13 protein-coding genes and 2 pseudogenes are annotated in these 15,692 nt (G+C 29.3%); 10 read left to right on the top strand and 5 right to left on the bottom strand.

Annotated elements, in window-relative coordinates; all coding sequences use genetic code 11:
• Nucleotides 1–41 precede the first annotated feature (41 nt).
• Nucleotides 42–1,442 carry a radical SAM/SPASM domain-containing protein gene (locus tag METOK_RS04425; protein ID WP_013867022.1) on the top strand — a complete coding sequence of 467 codons (1,401 nt, stop codon included), beginning with the start codon at nucleotides 42–44 and terminating at the stop codon, nucleotides 1,440–1,442.
• Nucleotides 1,443–1,450: 8 nt separating this feature from the next.
• Nucleotides 1,451–2,140 (top strand): DUF166 domain-containing protein, encoded by a 690-nt coding sequence (locus METOK_RS04420; RefSeq protein ID WP_013867021.1) that lies wholly within the window; start codon nucleotides 1,451–1,453, stop codon nucleotides 2,138–2,140.
• Between the two features lie 62 nt (nucleotides 2,141–2,202).
• On the opposite strand, the gene taw2 is transcribed toward METOK_RS04420, so the two are convergent.
• The gene (taw2, locus tag METOK_RS04415) at nucleotides 2,203–2,961 is read right to left on the bottom strand and encodes a tRNA(Phe) (4-demethylwyosine(37)-C(7)) aminocarboxypropyltransferase Taw2 (protein WP_013867020.1); all 759 of its coding nucleotides are present in this window, start codon (nucleotides 2,959–2,961) and stop codon (nucleotides 2,203–2,205) included.
• 239 nt (nucleotides 2,962–3,200) lie between these two features.
• Between taw2 and METOK_RS04410 the strand changes: the two genes are divergently transcribed.
• Together METOK_RS04410 and METOK_RS04405 are read left to right on the top strand one after the other, a co-directional pair.
• Nucleotides 3,201–3,626: a UPF0146 family protein gene (locus METOK_RS04410; RefSeq protein WP_013867019.1), complete on the top strand. Its 426-nt coding sequence runs from the start codon at nucleotides 3,201–3,203 to the stop codon at nucleotides 3,624–3,626.
• A gap of 36 nt (nucleotides 3,627–3,662) precedes the next feature.
• Nucleotides 3,663–4,508, top strand: coding sequence for a TatD family hydrolase (locus METOK_RS04405; protein ID WP_013867018.1), 846 nt, complete (start codon nucleotides 3,663–3,665; stop codon nucleotides 4,506–4,508).
• A 26-nt stretch (nucleotides 4,509–4,534) separates the two neighbouring features.
• On the opposite strand, the gene flaK is transcribed toward METOK_RS04405, so the two are convergent.
• Both flaK and METOK_RS04395 read right to left on the bottom strand, forming a co-directional pair.
• Entirely contained in the window at nucleotides 4,535–5,230 is a 696-nt protein-coding gene (gene flaK, locus METOK_RS04400) for a preflagellin peptidase FlaK (RefSeq protein ID WP_013867017.1), read from the bottom strand.
• 28 nt (nucleotides 5,231–5,258) lie between these two features.
• Nucleotides 5,259–5,864, bottom strand: a complete 606-nt coding sequence (locus tag METOK_RS04395; RefSeq protein ID WP_013867016.1) for a class I SAM-dependent methyltransferase — start codon at nucleotides 5,862–5,864, stop codon at nucleotides 5,259–5,261.
• A 312-nt stretch (nucleotides 5,865–6,176) separates the two neighbouring features.
• Between METOK_RS04395 and METOK_RS04390 the strand changes: the two genes are divergently transcribed.
• The gene (locus METOK_RS04390; RefSeq protein WP_394295980.1) at nucleotides 6,177–7,352 is read left to right on the top strand and encodes an acetylornithine transaminase; all 1,176 of its coding nucleotides are present in this window, start codon (nucleotides 6,177–6,179) and stop codon (nucleotides 7,350–7,352) included.
• Nucleotides 7,353–7,474: 122 nt separating this feature from the next.
• Here METOK_RS04390 and glmU read toward each other — a convergent pair whose 3' ends face one another.
• A complete protein-coding gene (gene glmU / locus METOK_RS04385; RefSeq protein WP_013867014.1) occupies nucleotides 7,475–8,701 on the bottom strand; it encodes a bifunctional sugar-1-phosphate nucleotidylyltransferase/acetyltransferase in 1,227 nt (408 codons plus the stop codon).
• Between the two features lie 331 nt (nucleotides 8,702–9,032).
• On the opposite strand from glmU, the gene METOK_RS04380 reads away from it, so the two are divergent.
• Together METOK_RS04380 and METOK_RS04375 are read left to right on the top strand one after the other, a co-directional pair.
• Entirely contained in the window at nucleotides 9,033–10,094 is a 1,062-nt protein-coding gene (locus tag METOK_RS04380; protein WP_013867013.1) for a DHH family phosphoesterase, read from the top strand.
• 47 nt (nucleotides 10,095–10,141) lie between these two features.
• Nucleotides 10,142–10,510: a dihydroneopterin aldolase family protein gene (locus METOK_RS04375; protein WP_013867012.1), complete on the top strand. Its 369-nt coding sequence runs from the start codon at nucleotides 10,142–10,144 to the stop codon at nucleotides 10,508–10,510.
• Here the strand turns inward: METOK_RS04375 and METOK_RS04370 are convergent.
• Nucleotides 10,505–11,044 carry a hypothetical protein gene (locus METOK_RS04370; protein WP_013867011.1) on the bottom strand — a complete coding sequence of 180 codons (540 nt, stop codon included), beginning with the start codon at nucleotides 11,042–11,044 and terminating at the stop codon, nucleotides 10,505–10,507. The genes METOK_RS04375 and METOK_RS04370 overlap by 6 nt on opposite strands.
• 195 nt (nucleotides 11,045–11,239) lie before the next feature.
• Here METOK_RS04370 and METOK_RS04365 point away from each other — a divergent pair, with 195 nt between their 5' ends.
• The 3 genes and pseudogenes from METOK_RS04365 (at nucleotide 11,240) to METOK_RS04360 (ending at nucleotide 15,527) form a co-directional block, all read left to right on the top strand.
• The gene (locus METOK_RS04365) at nucleotides 11,240–12,526 is read left to right on the top strand and encodes a tRNA (N(6)-L-threonylcarbamoyladenosine(37)-C(2))-methylthiotransferase (RefSeq protein WP_013867010.1); all 1,287 of its coding nucleotides are present in this window, start codon (nucleotides 11,240–11,242) and stop codon (nucleotides 12,524–12,526) included.
• A gap of 586 nt (nucleotides 12,527–13,112) precedes the next feature.
• Nucleotides 13,113–13,457, top strand: a pseudogene (locus METOK_RS09025) (ArsR/SmtB family transcription factor).
• A 1-nt stretch (nucleotide 13,458) separates the two neighbouring features.
• Nucleotides 13,459–15,527: pseudogene (locus METOK_RS04360) on the top strand (heavy metal translocating P-type ATPase).
• The last annotated feature ends 165 nt before the right edge of the window (nucleotides 15,528–15,692 follow it).

Below are 15,692 nucleotides of genomic sequence, written 5' to 3'. Positions count from 1 at the left end.
TTTTTTATTTTTTATTTTATAAATATTTGTGTCGTGGTATTATGAAAACAGAAGACATGGCGTTAGTATTTTCAAAGTTGATTTTAAATCCAATTACCAAAAGACAGATTTTAAACCTTTTTAAAAAAGATGACAATGGAAATCTTATCATTGAAAATTATATCGATGCTTATATGAAGGGGGAAGATATCAATTCATTAGGCTATAAAACCTTAAAAAGTGTTTTAGACAATGGATTAAAAACCTTCGCAGGTGAAATTTATAAAGAAAACTTTAAAGACTTCTTAAAAGACCCACTATTTAAAAAGGGATTGATAAGTGTTGTAAGGGGGTTAGGATATTTCGGTGTAAAAAGACCTTTTGTTTCCGGAGCTCCGTTTTTAGTGGTGTGGGATGTTACTTATGCATGTAATTTGAGATGCAAACACTGCTATGCAAATGCAGGAAAACCACTGGAAGATGAATTGAATACAGAAGAGGCTTTAAAAACCATCGACATATTAGCAAATAGTGGCGTTGTAGCCATTGCCTTTTCTGGGGGAGAACCATTGATGAGAAAAGATTTATTTGAATTGATAGATAGGGCAAAGGATTACAATATGCAGGTATCAATAGCCAGCAACGGAACAATGTTAAATAAAACAAATGCAAAAAAATTAAAAGAACACAAAGTGGATTTTGTGCAGATTAGTTTGGATGGAACCAAAGAAACCCATGAAAAATTTAGAGGAATAAAAGGTATTTATGATAAAACTATTGAAGGAATTAAAAATGTTGTTGATGAGGATATATTCTGTGCAATAGCAACTACGGCAACAAAGTTAAATTATAGGGATGTTCCAAAGGTCATGGATTTAGCCGAAGAACTTAATGTAAATTATTTTATGTTATATAACTACATTCCAGTTGGCGTTGGAGATTATGATATTGATTTATCCCCCGAAGAGAGAGAAGAGTTATTAAATTTATTATGGGAAAAATTAAATAATGATACTGGAAAAAAATACAGAACTGCCTTCTTATCAACAGCTCCATATTATTCAAGAACTGCATTGGAGCATAATAAATATTATTTAGCATCACACTTTGCAAATGTTGATTTAGGAGAAAATGAACGATTAAAAAGTTTGGCTAATTTTATTGGAGGATGCGGATGTGGAAGATTTTATTTAAGTTTAAGGGCTAATGGGGATATACAACCATGTGTATTCTTCCCATTAAAATTGGGGAATATCAAATCATTCAAGGATGAAAATGACTTCTTAGAATTTTGGAGAAATAATAAAATATTAAATGATTTAAGGGATAGGGATAAATTAAAGATATGTGGAAGTTGCATGTATAAATATGTTTGTGGAGGTTGCAGAGCTCGTGCTTATTCCTACTATGATGATTATTTAAGAGAAGACCCAGGATGTATTTTGACCAAAAATCTAAAATGAGGGAAAATATGGCAAAAATATTGGTAATAACCGACGGAGCTTATGGATATAGAATTCAAGGGACTGTAAATTCTTTTGGAAAGAAAAATGAATTTATGGGAATATGTAAAATAGATAGACCCACAGATTTTATTGTTGATGAAATAGAACTACCTAATGAAGTAGTGGATAAATTCAAAGAAGCTGATGTTTTGCTGTTATATACTCAGCATCCAGATAATACATACGAGGTTTGCAGAACTGCTAAGGAAAAAAACCCCAATGTAGTTATAATTGTTGCTACATGGGGTGGAGAAGGGCAGAAAAAAGAATTAAGTAAATTTGATGCTATATGTCCAGATGAGATGTGTTTATTGGATGAAAAAGATGCGGGAGATTTAATTAACAAGTATCCAAAATTAAAGGAATTTTTAGAAGAATTCGGAACTCCAAAGGTTGAGGTTTATATAAAAGATAATAAAGTTGAAGATGTCAAAGTCATTAGGAGCTCTATATGTGGAAGCACATTATTCATGGCTAAATCTATGAAAGGTCTCGATGCAAGAGATATAGAAGATTTAAGCAAAAAATCTGCAATGATGATTCAGCGATACCCGTGTGTAGCTGGAAAAATAAAAATATTTAGAAAAGAATGTAAAAAACAAAAAGCACTGGGCATTCATAAAGAAGCCGTGTTAAATGGTATTAAAACTGAATAAAAGCTAAAAAAATATAATACATTTATTTAATTCTTTCTTATTTTTATTTTAATTTTTATTATTTATTTATTATATTTAATGAGCTCGGCATCTACTACAATATGCCATACACCAGGAGCGTATTTTTTTACCTTATGAATTTCGTGGGAAAGGATGTTATATTCATATTTTTCAGCATATTTTTTTATTTCATTAATTGGTTCAGTATTCATTATTTTTTCAGCCAATGTGTCGTGATAGTGAATGGTGCATATTTTTCCTTCCTTTAAAAATTCAAATGCCTTATCTAAAAAGAACCGTGTTTTTAAAACATAACCCATAATTACCCTATCTGCTATATTTTTTAACGCCACATCCCTATTATCGCTTAATATTGGAACTACATTAGTTAATTTGTTTAATTTTATATTTTCTACCATATAATGATAAGAATCAGGATTTATCTCAATAGCATATATTTTTTTAGGTTTTGAATATTTTGCCATTGGTATGGTGAAGTATCCTATTCCTGCAAACATATCTACAACAGTTTCATCAGAATTTGAAATATATGCCATTCGTTTTCTTTCCTCGATATTTCCCATACTCCACATGACCTTTGAAACATCAATTTTAAATAAACATCCATGTTCTTTATGAATTGTTTCTGTTTCAGTGCCGTATAACAACTTTACTTTTGGTTTTCTCATATCTCCATTTATATAATTATATTTAAGTATTGTTTTGCATTTTGTTTTATTTATTAGATAGTTTATTTCATCGCCTGTTAAATCTTTTTTTACAAGTAATATGTCTCCAACTTTTTGATATTTTATCGTCATATCTATCATATCCAATCTTTAAGTAAAAAATAAAAAAGAATAATAAAAAATAAGGTTAATAAGAATAATAAAAATAAGAAGAAAATAAAATAATTTTAATCTATTTATAATTATCACATTATTATCATTTTAATTTTTTTATAATATTTATTTATTTTTAAATTTATTTTATATTTATTTTTCATCCTCTGAATAATAATATTATGATATTTTATAATATAATATGATATGGTGATGTTATGGATTATATATGTGATTATATTAAAAATTATATCGAAAATAAAAATAAAAATAGTAAAAATGAGTCATTTAAAATTATTGAAATAGGAATCGGCTACTATTACAATGTGGCAAAATCCCTAAATATTCATGAAAATATAAATTTAATCGTAATAGATGCCAATAAAGATGCTGTAAATAATGCAAAAAAAGAAGGATTAAATGCTTTTGTTGATGATTTATTTAATCCAAAATTAAATATTTATGAAAATGTGGATTTAATATATTCTATAAGACCTCCAAGAGATTTACAACCATTTATACTAAATATATGCAAAAAATACGATATTCCTTTAATAATAAAACCTCTTTATGGTGAAACCCCTATAAATTATTTAAAATTGATTAATTATAAAGGAAATGCATTATATGGATGGAATATATAACATTAATAATTAAAAAATATAAATTAAAGTGAAACTATGGAAAATATAAAAGATATTCCAATTACTGACAACCACATTCATGTTGATGATATAAATGGATATGGTGCTGAAAAGGTTGCAAAAATCTTTAAAAATGCAGGTGGAAAAGTAATGATAGTATTAAATAAACCTGCATTTGATGGCAACTTAAAAAAGCCCATGGATGTGTTGTTAAAAGACATTGAAACCATAAATAAAAATGTAGATGATGTGAGAGCTTATGGTTTAGTAGGAGCTCACCCAGCAGAATTAACAGTAATGGTAAATAACGGTATAGCATTAAATGATGCAAAAAACAGAATGATTGATGCATTAAATTATGCAAAGGAGCTCGTTGAGAAAAATGATTATTTGGTCGGCATCGGTGAAGTTGGAAGACCTCACTATCCAGTTAATGATGAGATATGGGAAGCTTCAAATGAGATATTATTATACGCCATGGAACTTGCAAAGGATTTGGACTGTGCCATTCAAATCCATGCTGAAAGTGCATCAGAAAATCAGTTTAAAGAATTTAGAGATATGGCAAAATCTGTTAATTTAAATCCTGAAAGAGTTATAAAACACCACTGTGGGGATATGGTTTTAGAAGGAGAAAAATATGGTATATTTCCGTCAATAGTGGCATCTAAACCTGTTGTGGAAGCTGTAAAAAAATCTCTTAGATTTGTTATGGAAACCGATTATATAGATGATTTAAAAAGACCTGGCGTTGTTTTAGGAATAAAAACAGTCCCTAGAAGAACAAGAAAACTTATGGACTTAGGATTACTTGATGAAGAAGGAGCTCATATAATACATAAAGAAAATATTGAGAAATTATATAATATTGAATTGGATTAATCGTTATAATATATTTTATATTTATTTTATTTAAAAGGAATTAACATATAAATCAGGTAATCTCCAATAAATGGAGTAATTAAATAAGATAATGTGATGGGAATTATTAATGGAATCATGGGGGTTACATAAATATATTCATTATCATCATATTTTGAAAAATCATCTTCTTCTGATGAAGGAAAAAATTTAAAATTATTTTCATGTCCCATTATTAATCTATTTTTATTTTTTGCATCTTTAACTTTCATTTTTTCTCCAAAGCATAATATAATAAATTGTTTAATGCTTTTGGGTTTAGCTCCATTTATAAGATTCTTTAAAAGAATAATTATTGGCAAAAAAATCATAAAAAACATACCATTTACAAAAACCATTATTGGAAATGTAGGGACATAATTAATATTCAAAATACTTCCAAAAGTGGAATAAATAGGCATATTATACTTGGGAGTAAGAGCTCCCATACCCATCAATACCTTGCCGTCTCCTCCACCTACCCCACATAAAAACATTAAGTAGCCCAGTATAAAGCATACTACTAACCCAGATACAGAACTAATTAAATAATAATAATTTCCAGTGGTAATTGATAAATATGTATGATATCCCAATCCAAAAACTACCATAGATACCCAAATATAATCCTCAATTTCCCTGCTTCTAAAATCCTGTATGGATGCCAAAAGAAGTCCCATTAAACCAAATATATAATTTATCACAGTATCCCTTAAATTATCTTTTTATCTTTTATCCTTTTTTATCATTTTTAGACATTAATACTCTATATCCTCCTTTTATAGTGACCACTTCCACATTTCCAAAAACCTCTTCCATAAATTTTGTAAGTGATTTTGCCCCATGTTTTGTCTGAATAACTAACCAAATACTACCATTATCCTTTAAAAGTTCCTTTCCTTCTTTTATTATTCTATGGATTGTTTCTTTCCCTGCCTTTATTGGAGGATTTGAAATAATCATATCGTAGTTTTTATCCTTAACATTTTCATACAAATCCCCCTGAACAACCCTTATATTTTTATCCTTACTTGTATCATTTAATTTTATATTTTCTTTTGCCAATCTCACTGCCCTTTTGTTTATATCAGTCATTGTTATGGAATTTACCTCATCGGCTATTGCTATGCCCACAACACCATATCCACACCCAATATCAAGCACATCGTAGTTTTTATTTAATTTTAGTGCTTCAACCAATATTTTAGTACCTTTATCTATTTTCTTAGGGGAAAATATTCCTGTATCTGTTTTAAAAGTAAGTTTTTTGTTTCTTAAAATTCCTTCAATTGTTATTTCTTTATGTGCCGATTCTGGTTTTTCAGAAAAATAGTGCATAATTCCCACAGTTTTAGTTTTATCTTTTTCCTTTTTAGGTTTTATCCTTATTTTATATTATTTTTTATTTTATTTATTTATTATTTTATTTTATTAATTTATATAATTTATTTTATTAATTATTTCTACCTTTATTTATATATTTCCAATTTATAATATACTATTAGATAATTTTATATTAGTAAATATGCAATTATTATAATTATTATAATTATAATTTTAAACTCTATTATAAACTCATATTAAATTTATGGTGGTTTAATGACTAAATTTTTTGATGAAATATATGATAATATAGACGAAAAAAGTATAATGGAAGAAGATGGAATATATATAATGAAAACTTATGGAAGACTTCCTGTTGTCCTTATTAAAGGTAATGGAATGTATGTTGAAGATATAAACGGCAAAAAATATTTGGATTTCCTTGCAGGAATTAGCGTAAATAATGTTGGACATTGCCATCCAGATGTGGTAGAAACTATAAAAAAACAGGCTGAAACACTTATACATACTTCAAATATATATTATATAGTTCCACAGGTAAAATTGGCAAAAAAACTTGTTGAATTGAGCGGATTAGATAGGGCTTTTTTCTCAAATAGCGGTGCGGAGGCAAACGAAGCTGCAATAAAACTTGCAAGAAGATATGGAAAAAATAACAACATTGGAGAAGGAGAAATTATTACAATGGAACATGGTTTCCACGGGAGGACTTTAACCACTGTAACAGCCACGGCAAAACCAAAATATCAAGAGGGATACGGGCCACTTCCAAAAGGATTTAAATATGTTCCATTTAACGATTTAGAAGCTTTGAAGGAAAATATAACCAATAAAACTACTGCCATAATGCTTGAACCAGTTCAAGGAGAGGGCGGAATACATGTTGCAGATAAAGATTATTTAAAAGGCGTTAGGGAGCTCTGTGATGATACGAATATTGTATTGATATTTGACGAAGTTCAGTGTGGAATGGGAAGAACTGGGAAGATGTTTGCCTGTGAAAATTACAATATAAAACCAGATATAATGACGCTTGCAAAGGCTCTCGGCGGTGGATTCCCAATAGGTGCCACACTTGCAAAGGAAAAAATAGCTGATGCATTTACTCCCGGAGCTCATGGTACGACATTTGGTGGAAACCCATTGGCATGTGCAAGTGCCTATGCATCAGTTAGCATCATAGAAAACCTATTGGAAAACGCCCAAAAAATGGGAGAGTATTTTACAAATAAATTGAAGGCTCTTAAAGATAAATATCCATTTATAAAGGAAGTTAGAGGATTAGGATTAATGGTAGGAATGGAATTATCATTCAACGGAGGAGATATAGTTAAAAAAATGCTTGAAAAGGGGTATTTAATAAACTGCACATCGGATACTGTTTTAAGATTCCTACCACCACTTATTGTGAAAAAAGAACATATTGATGAATTGGTTAATGCATTGGATGAGGTATTTTCGGAGATGAATAAAAATAAATAATAGATATAAAATAAAAATAATGAAAATAATAAATATGAAATAATAGCAAAATAAAATAAAAATAAAAAAGTATAAAATAGATAATAGAATAAATAATGGAATAAATAGAAATATAAAAAATATTATCTTTTATCGATTATTATTTTCTCCTCTTTTTTATAAACAAAACTGTTTGATTCCACATCTTTATCAATTAAGCAGTTTGCTCCAAGCCAACATGAGCTCCCAATTTTAACCCCCGGCATAAACGAAACCTGAACCCCTGTTTTTACATTATCTCCCATTATTACCCCAAGTTTTCTAACGCTTTTAACGATTTTTCCCTTTATATTTACTTTAACAGGCTTATCATCAAATCTTAAATTTGCCGTAATGGTATTGCAGGCTATATTGCAGTTTTCTCCAATTATACTATCACCAATGTATGAAAGATGAGGTATTTTAGTATTTTTCATTATAATGCTCCCTTTTATCTCGGATGAATTTCCAACCCCTGTATTCTCCATTAAAACGGTATTTGGTCTAATATATGCTAGGGGTCCAACTATTGCACCAGATTTTATTATTGCAGGACCTTCAATTACGCTATTATGTTTTACCTCTGCACTCTCCTCTATTATCACATTTCCATCAATTACCACATTTTTTCCGATTTTTCCTTTTATATCAGTTTTAATATTTTTTAAAAGATGTTTATTTGCATCCAGTAAGTCCCAAGGTCTTCCAGTATCATTCCAATATCCATTTAATTTTATACCTTTCATATTTCCATTTTGGATGAGCTCCGATATAGCATCGGTGAGCTCGACTTCTCCCCTTTTCGATGGTTTTAAATTTTCCAATATGTCAAATATGTTTTTTTCAAATTTATATATGCCTGCATTTATAAGGTTAGATTTTGGATTTTTAGGCTTTTCCTGTAATTCTATTATATTATTTTCATCATCTAAAACCACAACTCCAAAATTTTCAGGATTACTTACCTCAGTTAGTGCCATTGCATTTTTATAATCTACAATATTTTTTAAATCGTCATCAAATACAATATCGCCGTTTATTACTAAAAAATCATCCTTTATATATTCCTTTGCCATTAAAACAGCATATCCTGTTCCATCAATTTCTTTCTGTTCTATAAAGGTTATTTTTGGATGGTTTTTGAAGTGGTTTATTATTATCTCCTTTTTATACTTCACAATCAAATAGATATTATCTACAAAACCTTCAATTTTATTAATTATATGCTCCAAAATAGGCTTTCCTGCGATTGGAATCATTGGTTTTGGTCTATTTTCAGTTAATGGCATTAATCTTGTTCCTTTCCCAGCACATAATATTACCGCATCCATTATTTCCCTCAATTTAATTAATAAAATTAATTAATAAGCTACTTTAAAGAATATCATTTAAATAATTTTTCACTCATATTCTTATATCGGTTAGTCATTATTAGATAATAATTATATATATTTATCACTTAGATAGGAGCTCCAATAAAGTCTTTATTTTTTATATATTTCCATTATTTACGGTAAATAATATATAATTATAGGAATATAATATTTAACCGATTATATAGATGAGGGTATAATAATTATATTTATTCTACTTCTATTTTTCTTAATTTTAAGGAGCTCCAAATTTAATTTAATTTTATATTTTATAATTAGCGGTGTAATTATGTGTGAGACTAAAATTAACGAAAATAATAATAAAGGTAATAATGACAGTAATAACAGTGAAAATATTATAATCCAACTAAAAAAGATATTTAGAGATGAGAACGATATTTTATTTTTATGTCATCACAATGCAGACCCCGATGCAGTTGGTGCAGCTATTGGATTAAAATATCTTGCAGATACATTGAATAAATCAAAAAATAAAAACATTAGAATCTCGGCAAATTCTGTAAGCAAATTATCAAAATCCATATTGGAAGACTTAAACGAAGATATTGAGATTGTATATTCCCCAAAACTATCAAAAGTGGTTTTTTTTGTAGATACATCCAGCTTAAACCAAGTATCTGTTGATGAAAATAAATTAAAGGATTCAAAGATAATATTAATAGACCACCACAGAAAAACAGATTTAATAAATTTATGCGATTTATATATAGTTAATGAAAAATCCCCCTCTACATGCGAAATAGTTTCTAATATATTTAGAGAGATGAATATATACCCTCCAAAGAACATCAGAACAGCTTTGCTATGCGGAATAGTATATGATACAAAGCATTTGAAACTTGCAAATGAAGGAACATTCAATACAATAGCATGGCTTATAAAAGGGATAAGCTTCCAGAAGATTTTATACCTTCTTACTCAGGAAAGTGATGAAAGTAAGAGGATAGCTCATTTAAAGGCTTGTAGTAGAATGGAATTAAGGGAATTAAATAAATGTATTATTGCACTATCTCATGTGAGCTCCCATGAGGCTTCCTGTGCAAAAACGATAGTATCAATTGGTGCAGATGTATCTTTTGTGGTTGCAGTTAGGAAGAAAGACCGAGAAATAAGAATAAGTGCAAGATGCAGGAAATCCATTTCAAAAAAAGTTCATCTTGGAAGTTTAATGGAAAAGATTGCAAAGAAACTTGGTGGAAAAGGTGGAGGTCATGCAGAAGCCGCAGGTTTAAATGCAAAATATGAAAAAGGAAGAAATAAAGAGGAAGTTATAAAAGAAGTTTTAAATGTATGTTATGGGGTGTTTAAGGAAGAATATATAAATAATTGATATAAAATATAGATAAAAATAATAAAATAATAAAATACGGTGAAATTATGAAACTTGAAGAAAATGAAATATTTAACAGCTACTTTAAAAATTTATCAGATAGGGAAAGGGCAGTTTTTGAAGGTGGTATTACATTGGGTGCATTGTTTCATCAATTTGTCGGAGCTCCTGTAAGTTTAAAAAATAAGGAATTACTTGAAAAATCTATTGAAGAGTCTATGAAAAACCAGCCCTGTGTTGAGGATATCAAGGTGGAAATTGTTGGAGATTTAAAAGAGGATAAATATGTTTCATTGGATGGCAATATGTTAAATGTTAAATTAAAGATAAAAGTAAATAACACCATAGCATTGTTAAGATTAAAATACATAAAAGAGCTAAATTATCCATTAATGTATGTTGAAGAGATTTTATAATTCATTTTTATATTTATATTTAAACATTATAAAAATCATTGTTAAAACTCCAATAACTATTGCAGGAGTCGGAATTGGTGCTTTTGCCGTTGAAGTATTACTTGAAGTAGAATTAGTTGAAGTGTTGGTATTATTTACAATTAAAATTATATCTTTAAGTTTATAATAGGTATATTTTTTGATTGGTCCATTTGATTCCAATTTTAGTGTATTGTTTCCAATATTAAAATTAGATTTATCCACAACAATACTTTTAGACTTCTTATTCCAGCCTAGCCCACTATTATTCTTATCAAATGTAGATATATCATGATTATTTAAGTATAAGGTTATAGATGGTGTTATTGTCCAGTTTATATTTCCATAATGAGTAAATTTTAACATATACTTATTTCCATTTAAATTTAACTTAAAAGTTAAATTGTCAGAAGGAGAAGAATTTTTTACTTCTAAATCCCCAATATTTATCGTTTCACCATAAACCATTCCCAATAAACTAAAAACCACTATTAAAATGATAATTTTTTTAAACATATTACCCCTAAATCTAAATTATTATTTAACATACATCCATATATATTTATTTTATATAATCCTTATTATCTAATACATTATTATATAATCTTTTAATAACTCTTTAACATTAAAATATAAAATTTATAATTATCAAATTCAATTTAAAATTAATATAATTTAAACTTTTATAAAATAATTAAATGTGAGGAAAATATGAAAAAAATATATATTGAAGGATATGGATGCACACTTAATGCCGCAGATACCATTATTATAAAAAATTCAATAGTAACTTTTAAAGATTTCCAAATAGTTCAGAATCCAGAAGATGCAGATGTTGTAATTATAAATACATGTGCAGTTAGGTTAGAAACAGAGCATAAAATGATTTCAAGAATAAAACATTTCAAATCCTTAAACAAAAAAGTTGTTGTAGCGGGATGTATGCCAAAGGCTTTGAGGGAAAAGGTAGAGGATATAGGCGATGTTTTAATAATGCCAAAAGAAGCACATCTATCTGGAAAAATAGTTCATGATTATACAACCTATAATCACTGCAATATAGGTGGTAATAATAATTCTAATGTAGATATAGATGATAAATTAAAATACTTAACGCCTACGAACCCTGAAAACTCTTTAATTATGCCGTTGCCTATTTCGGAGGGTTGTATTGGAAAATGCACCTACTGTATAGTTAAGGTTGCCCGTGGAAGATTAATATCCTATAATAGAAATTTACTAATTAAAAAGGCAGAGGAATTTATAAACAAAGGAGTAAAACATATTCTTATAACTTCACAGGACACAGCATGCTATGGATTTGATAAAAACGATACCTTACCGAATTTAATAAATGATATTGCCTCTATCGATGGAGAATTCGATATGAGAATTGGAATGATGCATGCGAAAAATGTTACTCAGATTATGGATGAGCTCATAGCATCATATCAAAATGACAAGGTTTCAAAATTCTTACATCTGCCTATTCAAAGTGGAGATGACAAAGTTTTAAAGGATATGAAAAGAGGATATACCGTAGATGAATTTATTGATATAGTAAATGAATTTAAAAGAAAAGTAAAAGATTTAAACTTTAATACCGATGTAATTGTTGGATTCCCTACTGAAAAAGAAGAAAACTTTGAAAATACCCTTGAAGTTTTGAAAAAACTAAATCCCGATTATATTCATGGTGCAAAATACACTCAGAGAAGGCATACAGAAGCGGCTAAATTAAAACAGGTCGATACAAAAGTTAGAAAAAAAAGGTCTGAGATACTAGATAAATTAAGAAGAGAGCTCAGCTATAAAAACAATAAAAACTATATTGGAAAAACATTAAAGGTTTTAATCACCGAAAATAATAAAGGAATTGCTCATAACTGCAAAGTTGTTAAATTTAATAGCGATAAAAACATAAAAATTGGAGAATTTAGAAAAATAAAAATAACCGATGCAAAAACCTTTGGCTTATTTGGAGAGATTTTGGATTAAGTAATTATTGGTGTTATTTATATCGCAGTATTTATCGGAGCTCCGATTTATTCAATTATTCTTTAATTATTGCTTTTATAGTTTCTCTCATAGTTTCACCATACATAGTGTAATATAATGTTTCACTATATATAGTGAAAGTTATTCAAATGTATGCATTGAATAACATAATATTAGGATTAAATAAATAAAAAAATAAAAAGATAATGAAATAAAAATAAAAAATAGTGTGAGTCATAATAATTCGTTTCCATTAACTTTTTAATTTTCATATATGGGAACGATTAAATTTGTTTTAATATTTAGTGTTGATATTTAAAGAATATGCAAAATGACCTGCCCTAAATATAACATAACTATATACTCCCCCAATAAACCAACCTACATGGAGCATGCGGATTACCTTGCTGTGATAGAGGGTTCAAAATCAATCTATTTAATATATTTACATATATTACATAATTTTTGTTATCAATATTCAAATTTTCGAGTGTAGTGTGTGATTATTTTTATACTTTATGTATGTAAAAATACACAATAATTATAAATAACATTTGAACAAATGTTCAATTGAACTGATGGTATAATATCGTATATTTGTGAAGTTTACAAAGAACATCGGGAAAAAATAAAAAAAGTAAATAAAAATCTTCCAGAAAACGACACAATTAAAGAACTTTCAAACTTCTTTAATGCATTTGGGAATCCAACAAGACTTAAAATTTTACTTGCCCTTAAAGAAGAGGAACTTTGCACCTGTGACCTATCAAATATTACTGGGCTCTCGGTTTCGGCAATTTCACATCAGCTTAGGGTTTTGAAGGGCAGAAAAAATGTCAATTATAGAGGGGATGGAAAATGTATTCTATCATTTGGAGGATGAACACCTTAGGAGATCTTGAAAGTTGCACTAGAGCATTTAGGTGAGTAAAATGTCAAAAAAACTTAAATTGAAAGGTTTAGATTGTGCAAACTGTGCATATATGATTGAAAATGCCTTAAAAAGAGGGGTTTGAGTCTGCATCAGTTAACTTCACTACCGGTGAGCTCACCATTGAAGGAGACATTGAAAAAGCCAAAAATATAGTAATGAAGTTGATTCAGGGGTTGAAATGATGGAAAAAGAAGAACATCACCATGACCACCATAATCATGGTGAAGATCCAAAGAAAATGCTTTACTTCATAGTCCCATCGTTAATTTTTTTGTAATTGGGATACTACTTAGGTACTACTACAACTACAACAATATTTTTGTTTTTGGAATATTTGTCGTAAGCTATATGTTAGTGGGGTGGAAAGTTCTAAGGAACGCTGTTGTAAACTCCATTCATGGAAATATCTTTGATGAGAATTTTCTTATGACAATAGCCACTTTAGGGGCCTTTGCTATTGGAGAATATCCTGAAGCCGTAGGTGTTATGCTCTTCTATATGGTGGGTGAGTTCTTCCAGAACTTATCAATAAATCGTTCTAGAAAATCAATAAAAGGGTTGTTAGCATTAAAGGCAGACTACGCAAACTTAAAGATTGGAAATAAGACAATTAAAGTTAAACCTGAAGATGTTAAAGTTGGTGATCTAATTTTAGTAAAACCTGGAGAACGGGTACCATTGGATGGATTGGTGATTGAAGGTTCATCTACTGTTGACTCCTCGGCCCTAACAGGCGAAAGTATACCTAAGGTAATCAAAGAAGGGGATGAGCTCCTATCAGGAATGTTAAACTTAAATGGTCTTTTAACAGTTAAGGTTACAAAGGAGCTCAAAGAATCGACAATTTCAAGAATCTTTGAACTAGTTGAGAATGCAAGTACAAGAAAAACAAAAACAGAGCGTTTTATTACCAGATTTTCCAGATACTATACTCCAATAATCGTAGGTTTAGCAATACTCATAGCCTCAATCCCACCCCTGGTTTTTGGAGAACCTTTATTCAATTGGGTGTATAGGGCATTGGTACTATTGGTTATATCCTGTCCATGTGCATTGGTACTTTCAATTCCGTTAGGCTACTTCGGAGGAATTGGAAAGTCCGCCAAAGAAGGAATACTCGTCAAAGGTTCAAACTTTCTCGATGCACTGAGCAAAGCTAGAATTGTGGCATTTGACAAAACAGGAACTTTAACAAAAGGAGTATTTAAAACAGTACTGATAGTCGCAAAGAACAGCTTTAACAAAGATGAAATCTTAAAGTTTACGGCATTGGCTGAAGCTCATTCAAGTCATCCAATTGCAAATGCAATAAAAGAGACTTATGGAAAAGAAATTAATGAAAACGAGATTAAAGAACATGAGGAAATACCAGGGTATGGAGTTAGAATTAAAATTAATGGAAAAGAAATTATGGTTGGAAACGATAGGCTTTTGCATAAATTTAACATCAAACATAACACCTGTCATGTAAAAGGTACTGTTGTTCATGTGGTTGTTGATGGGGAGTATGCAGGTTACATAATAATATCCGACGAGATAAAAAAAGACGCTTTAGAAACCATACAGGAGCTCAGAAAACTTGGAGTTAAAAAGATTGTAATGCTTACGGGTGACAAGAAAGATGTTGCAGAAGAGATAGCAAAAAAAATCGGCTTAGATGAGATTTACGCTGAATTACTACCAGAGGATAAAGTAAATATTATCGAAAAGCTTGAAGCGGAGAAAGAAAATGGTACCGTTGTTTTCGTTGGGGATGGAATAAACGATGCTCCAGTTATTGCAAGGTCAGAATTGGGTGTTGCAATGGGAGCACTGGGAAGTGACGTTGCTATAGAAACAGCGGATATAGTTATAATGGACGATAAACCTTCGAAGCTACCTTTAGGAATTAAAATATCAAAGAAGGTACAGAATATAGTTATGAAGAATATAATCTTAATTTTAACTGTTAAGCTGTCATTTGTACTACTCGGAGTTCTTGGGCAGGTCACAATATGGGAAGCCATATTTGCAGATGTTGGAGTTGCACTACTCGCAGTTTTTAACTCAATGAGAATATTAAAATAGAGAAACCTAAATTATTTAGATAACTATTTTTATTCTAGGGCAGGTCATTTTGCATATTCTTTAAATATCAACACTAAATATTAAAACAAATTTAATCGTTCCCATATATGAAAATTAAAAAGTTAATGGAAACGAATTATTATGACCCACAATAAATAATTATTA

Origin of the sequence: Methanothermococcus okinawensis IH1, assembly GCF_000179575.2 — an archaeon.
GTDB classification, from domain to species: domain Archaea; phylum AGJL01; class Methanococci; order Methanococcales; family Methanococcaceae; genus Methanofervidicoccus; species Methanofervidicoccus okinawensis.
Note: the sequence above shows the minus strand (reverse complement) of the source record. Positions and strands in the feature narration are given on the sequence as shown.

Bases quoted from the DNA above. Each gene is read 5' to 3' on its own strand.
- METOK_RS04365 (WP_013867010.1), top strand. From the start codon at position 11,240: ATGAAAAAAATATATATTGAAGGATATGGATGCACACTTAATGCCGCA.
- METOK_RS04375 (WP_013867012.1), top strand. From the start codon at position 10,142: ATGAAACTTGAAGAAAATGAAATATTTAACAGCTACTTTAAAAATTTA.
- METOK_RS04390 (WP_394295980.1), top strand. From the start codon at position 6,177: ATGGAAGAAGATGGAATATATATAATGAAAACTTATGGAAGACTTCCT.
- METOK_RS04395 (WP_013867016.1), bottom strand. From the start codon at position 5,864: ATGCACTATTTTTCTGAAAAACCAGAATCGGCACATAAAGAAATAACA.
- METOK_RS04380 (WP_013867013.1), top strand. From the start codon at position 9,033: ATGTGTGAGACTAAAATTAACGAAAATAATAATAAAGGTAATAATGAC.
- METOK_RS04405 (WP_013867018.1), top strand. From the start codon at position 3,663: ATGGAAAATATAAAAGATATTCCAATTACTGACAACCACATTCATGTT.
- glmU (WP_013867014.1), bottom strand. From the start codon at position 8,701: ATGGATGCGGTAATATTATGTGCTGGGAAAGGAACAAGATTAATGCCA.
- METOK_RS04370 (WP_013867011.1), bottom strand. From the start codon at position 11,044: ATGTTTAAAAAAATTATCATTTTAATAGTGGTTTTTAGTTTATTGGGA.
- METOK_RS04410 (WP_013867019.1), top strand. From the start codon at position 3,201: ATGGATTATATATGTGATTATATTAAAAATTATATCGAAAATAAAAAT.
- METOK_RS04420 (WP_013867021.1), top strand. From the start codon at position 1,451: ATGGCAAAAATATTGGTAATAACCGACGGAGCTTATGGATATAGAATT.
- taw2 (WP_013867020.1), bottom strand. From the start codon at position 2,961: ATGACGATAAAATATCAAAAAGTTGGAGACATATTACTTGTAAAAAAA.
- METOK_RS04425 (WP_013867022.1), top strand. From the start codon at position 42: ATGAAAACAGAAGACATGGCGTTAGTATTTTCAAAGTTGATTTTAAAT.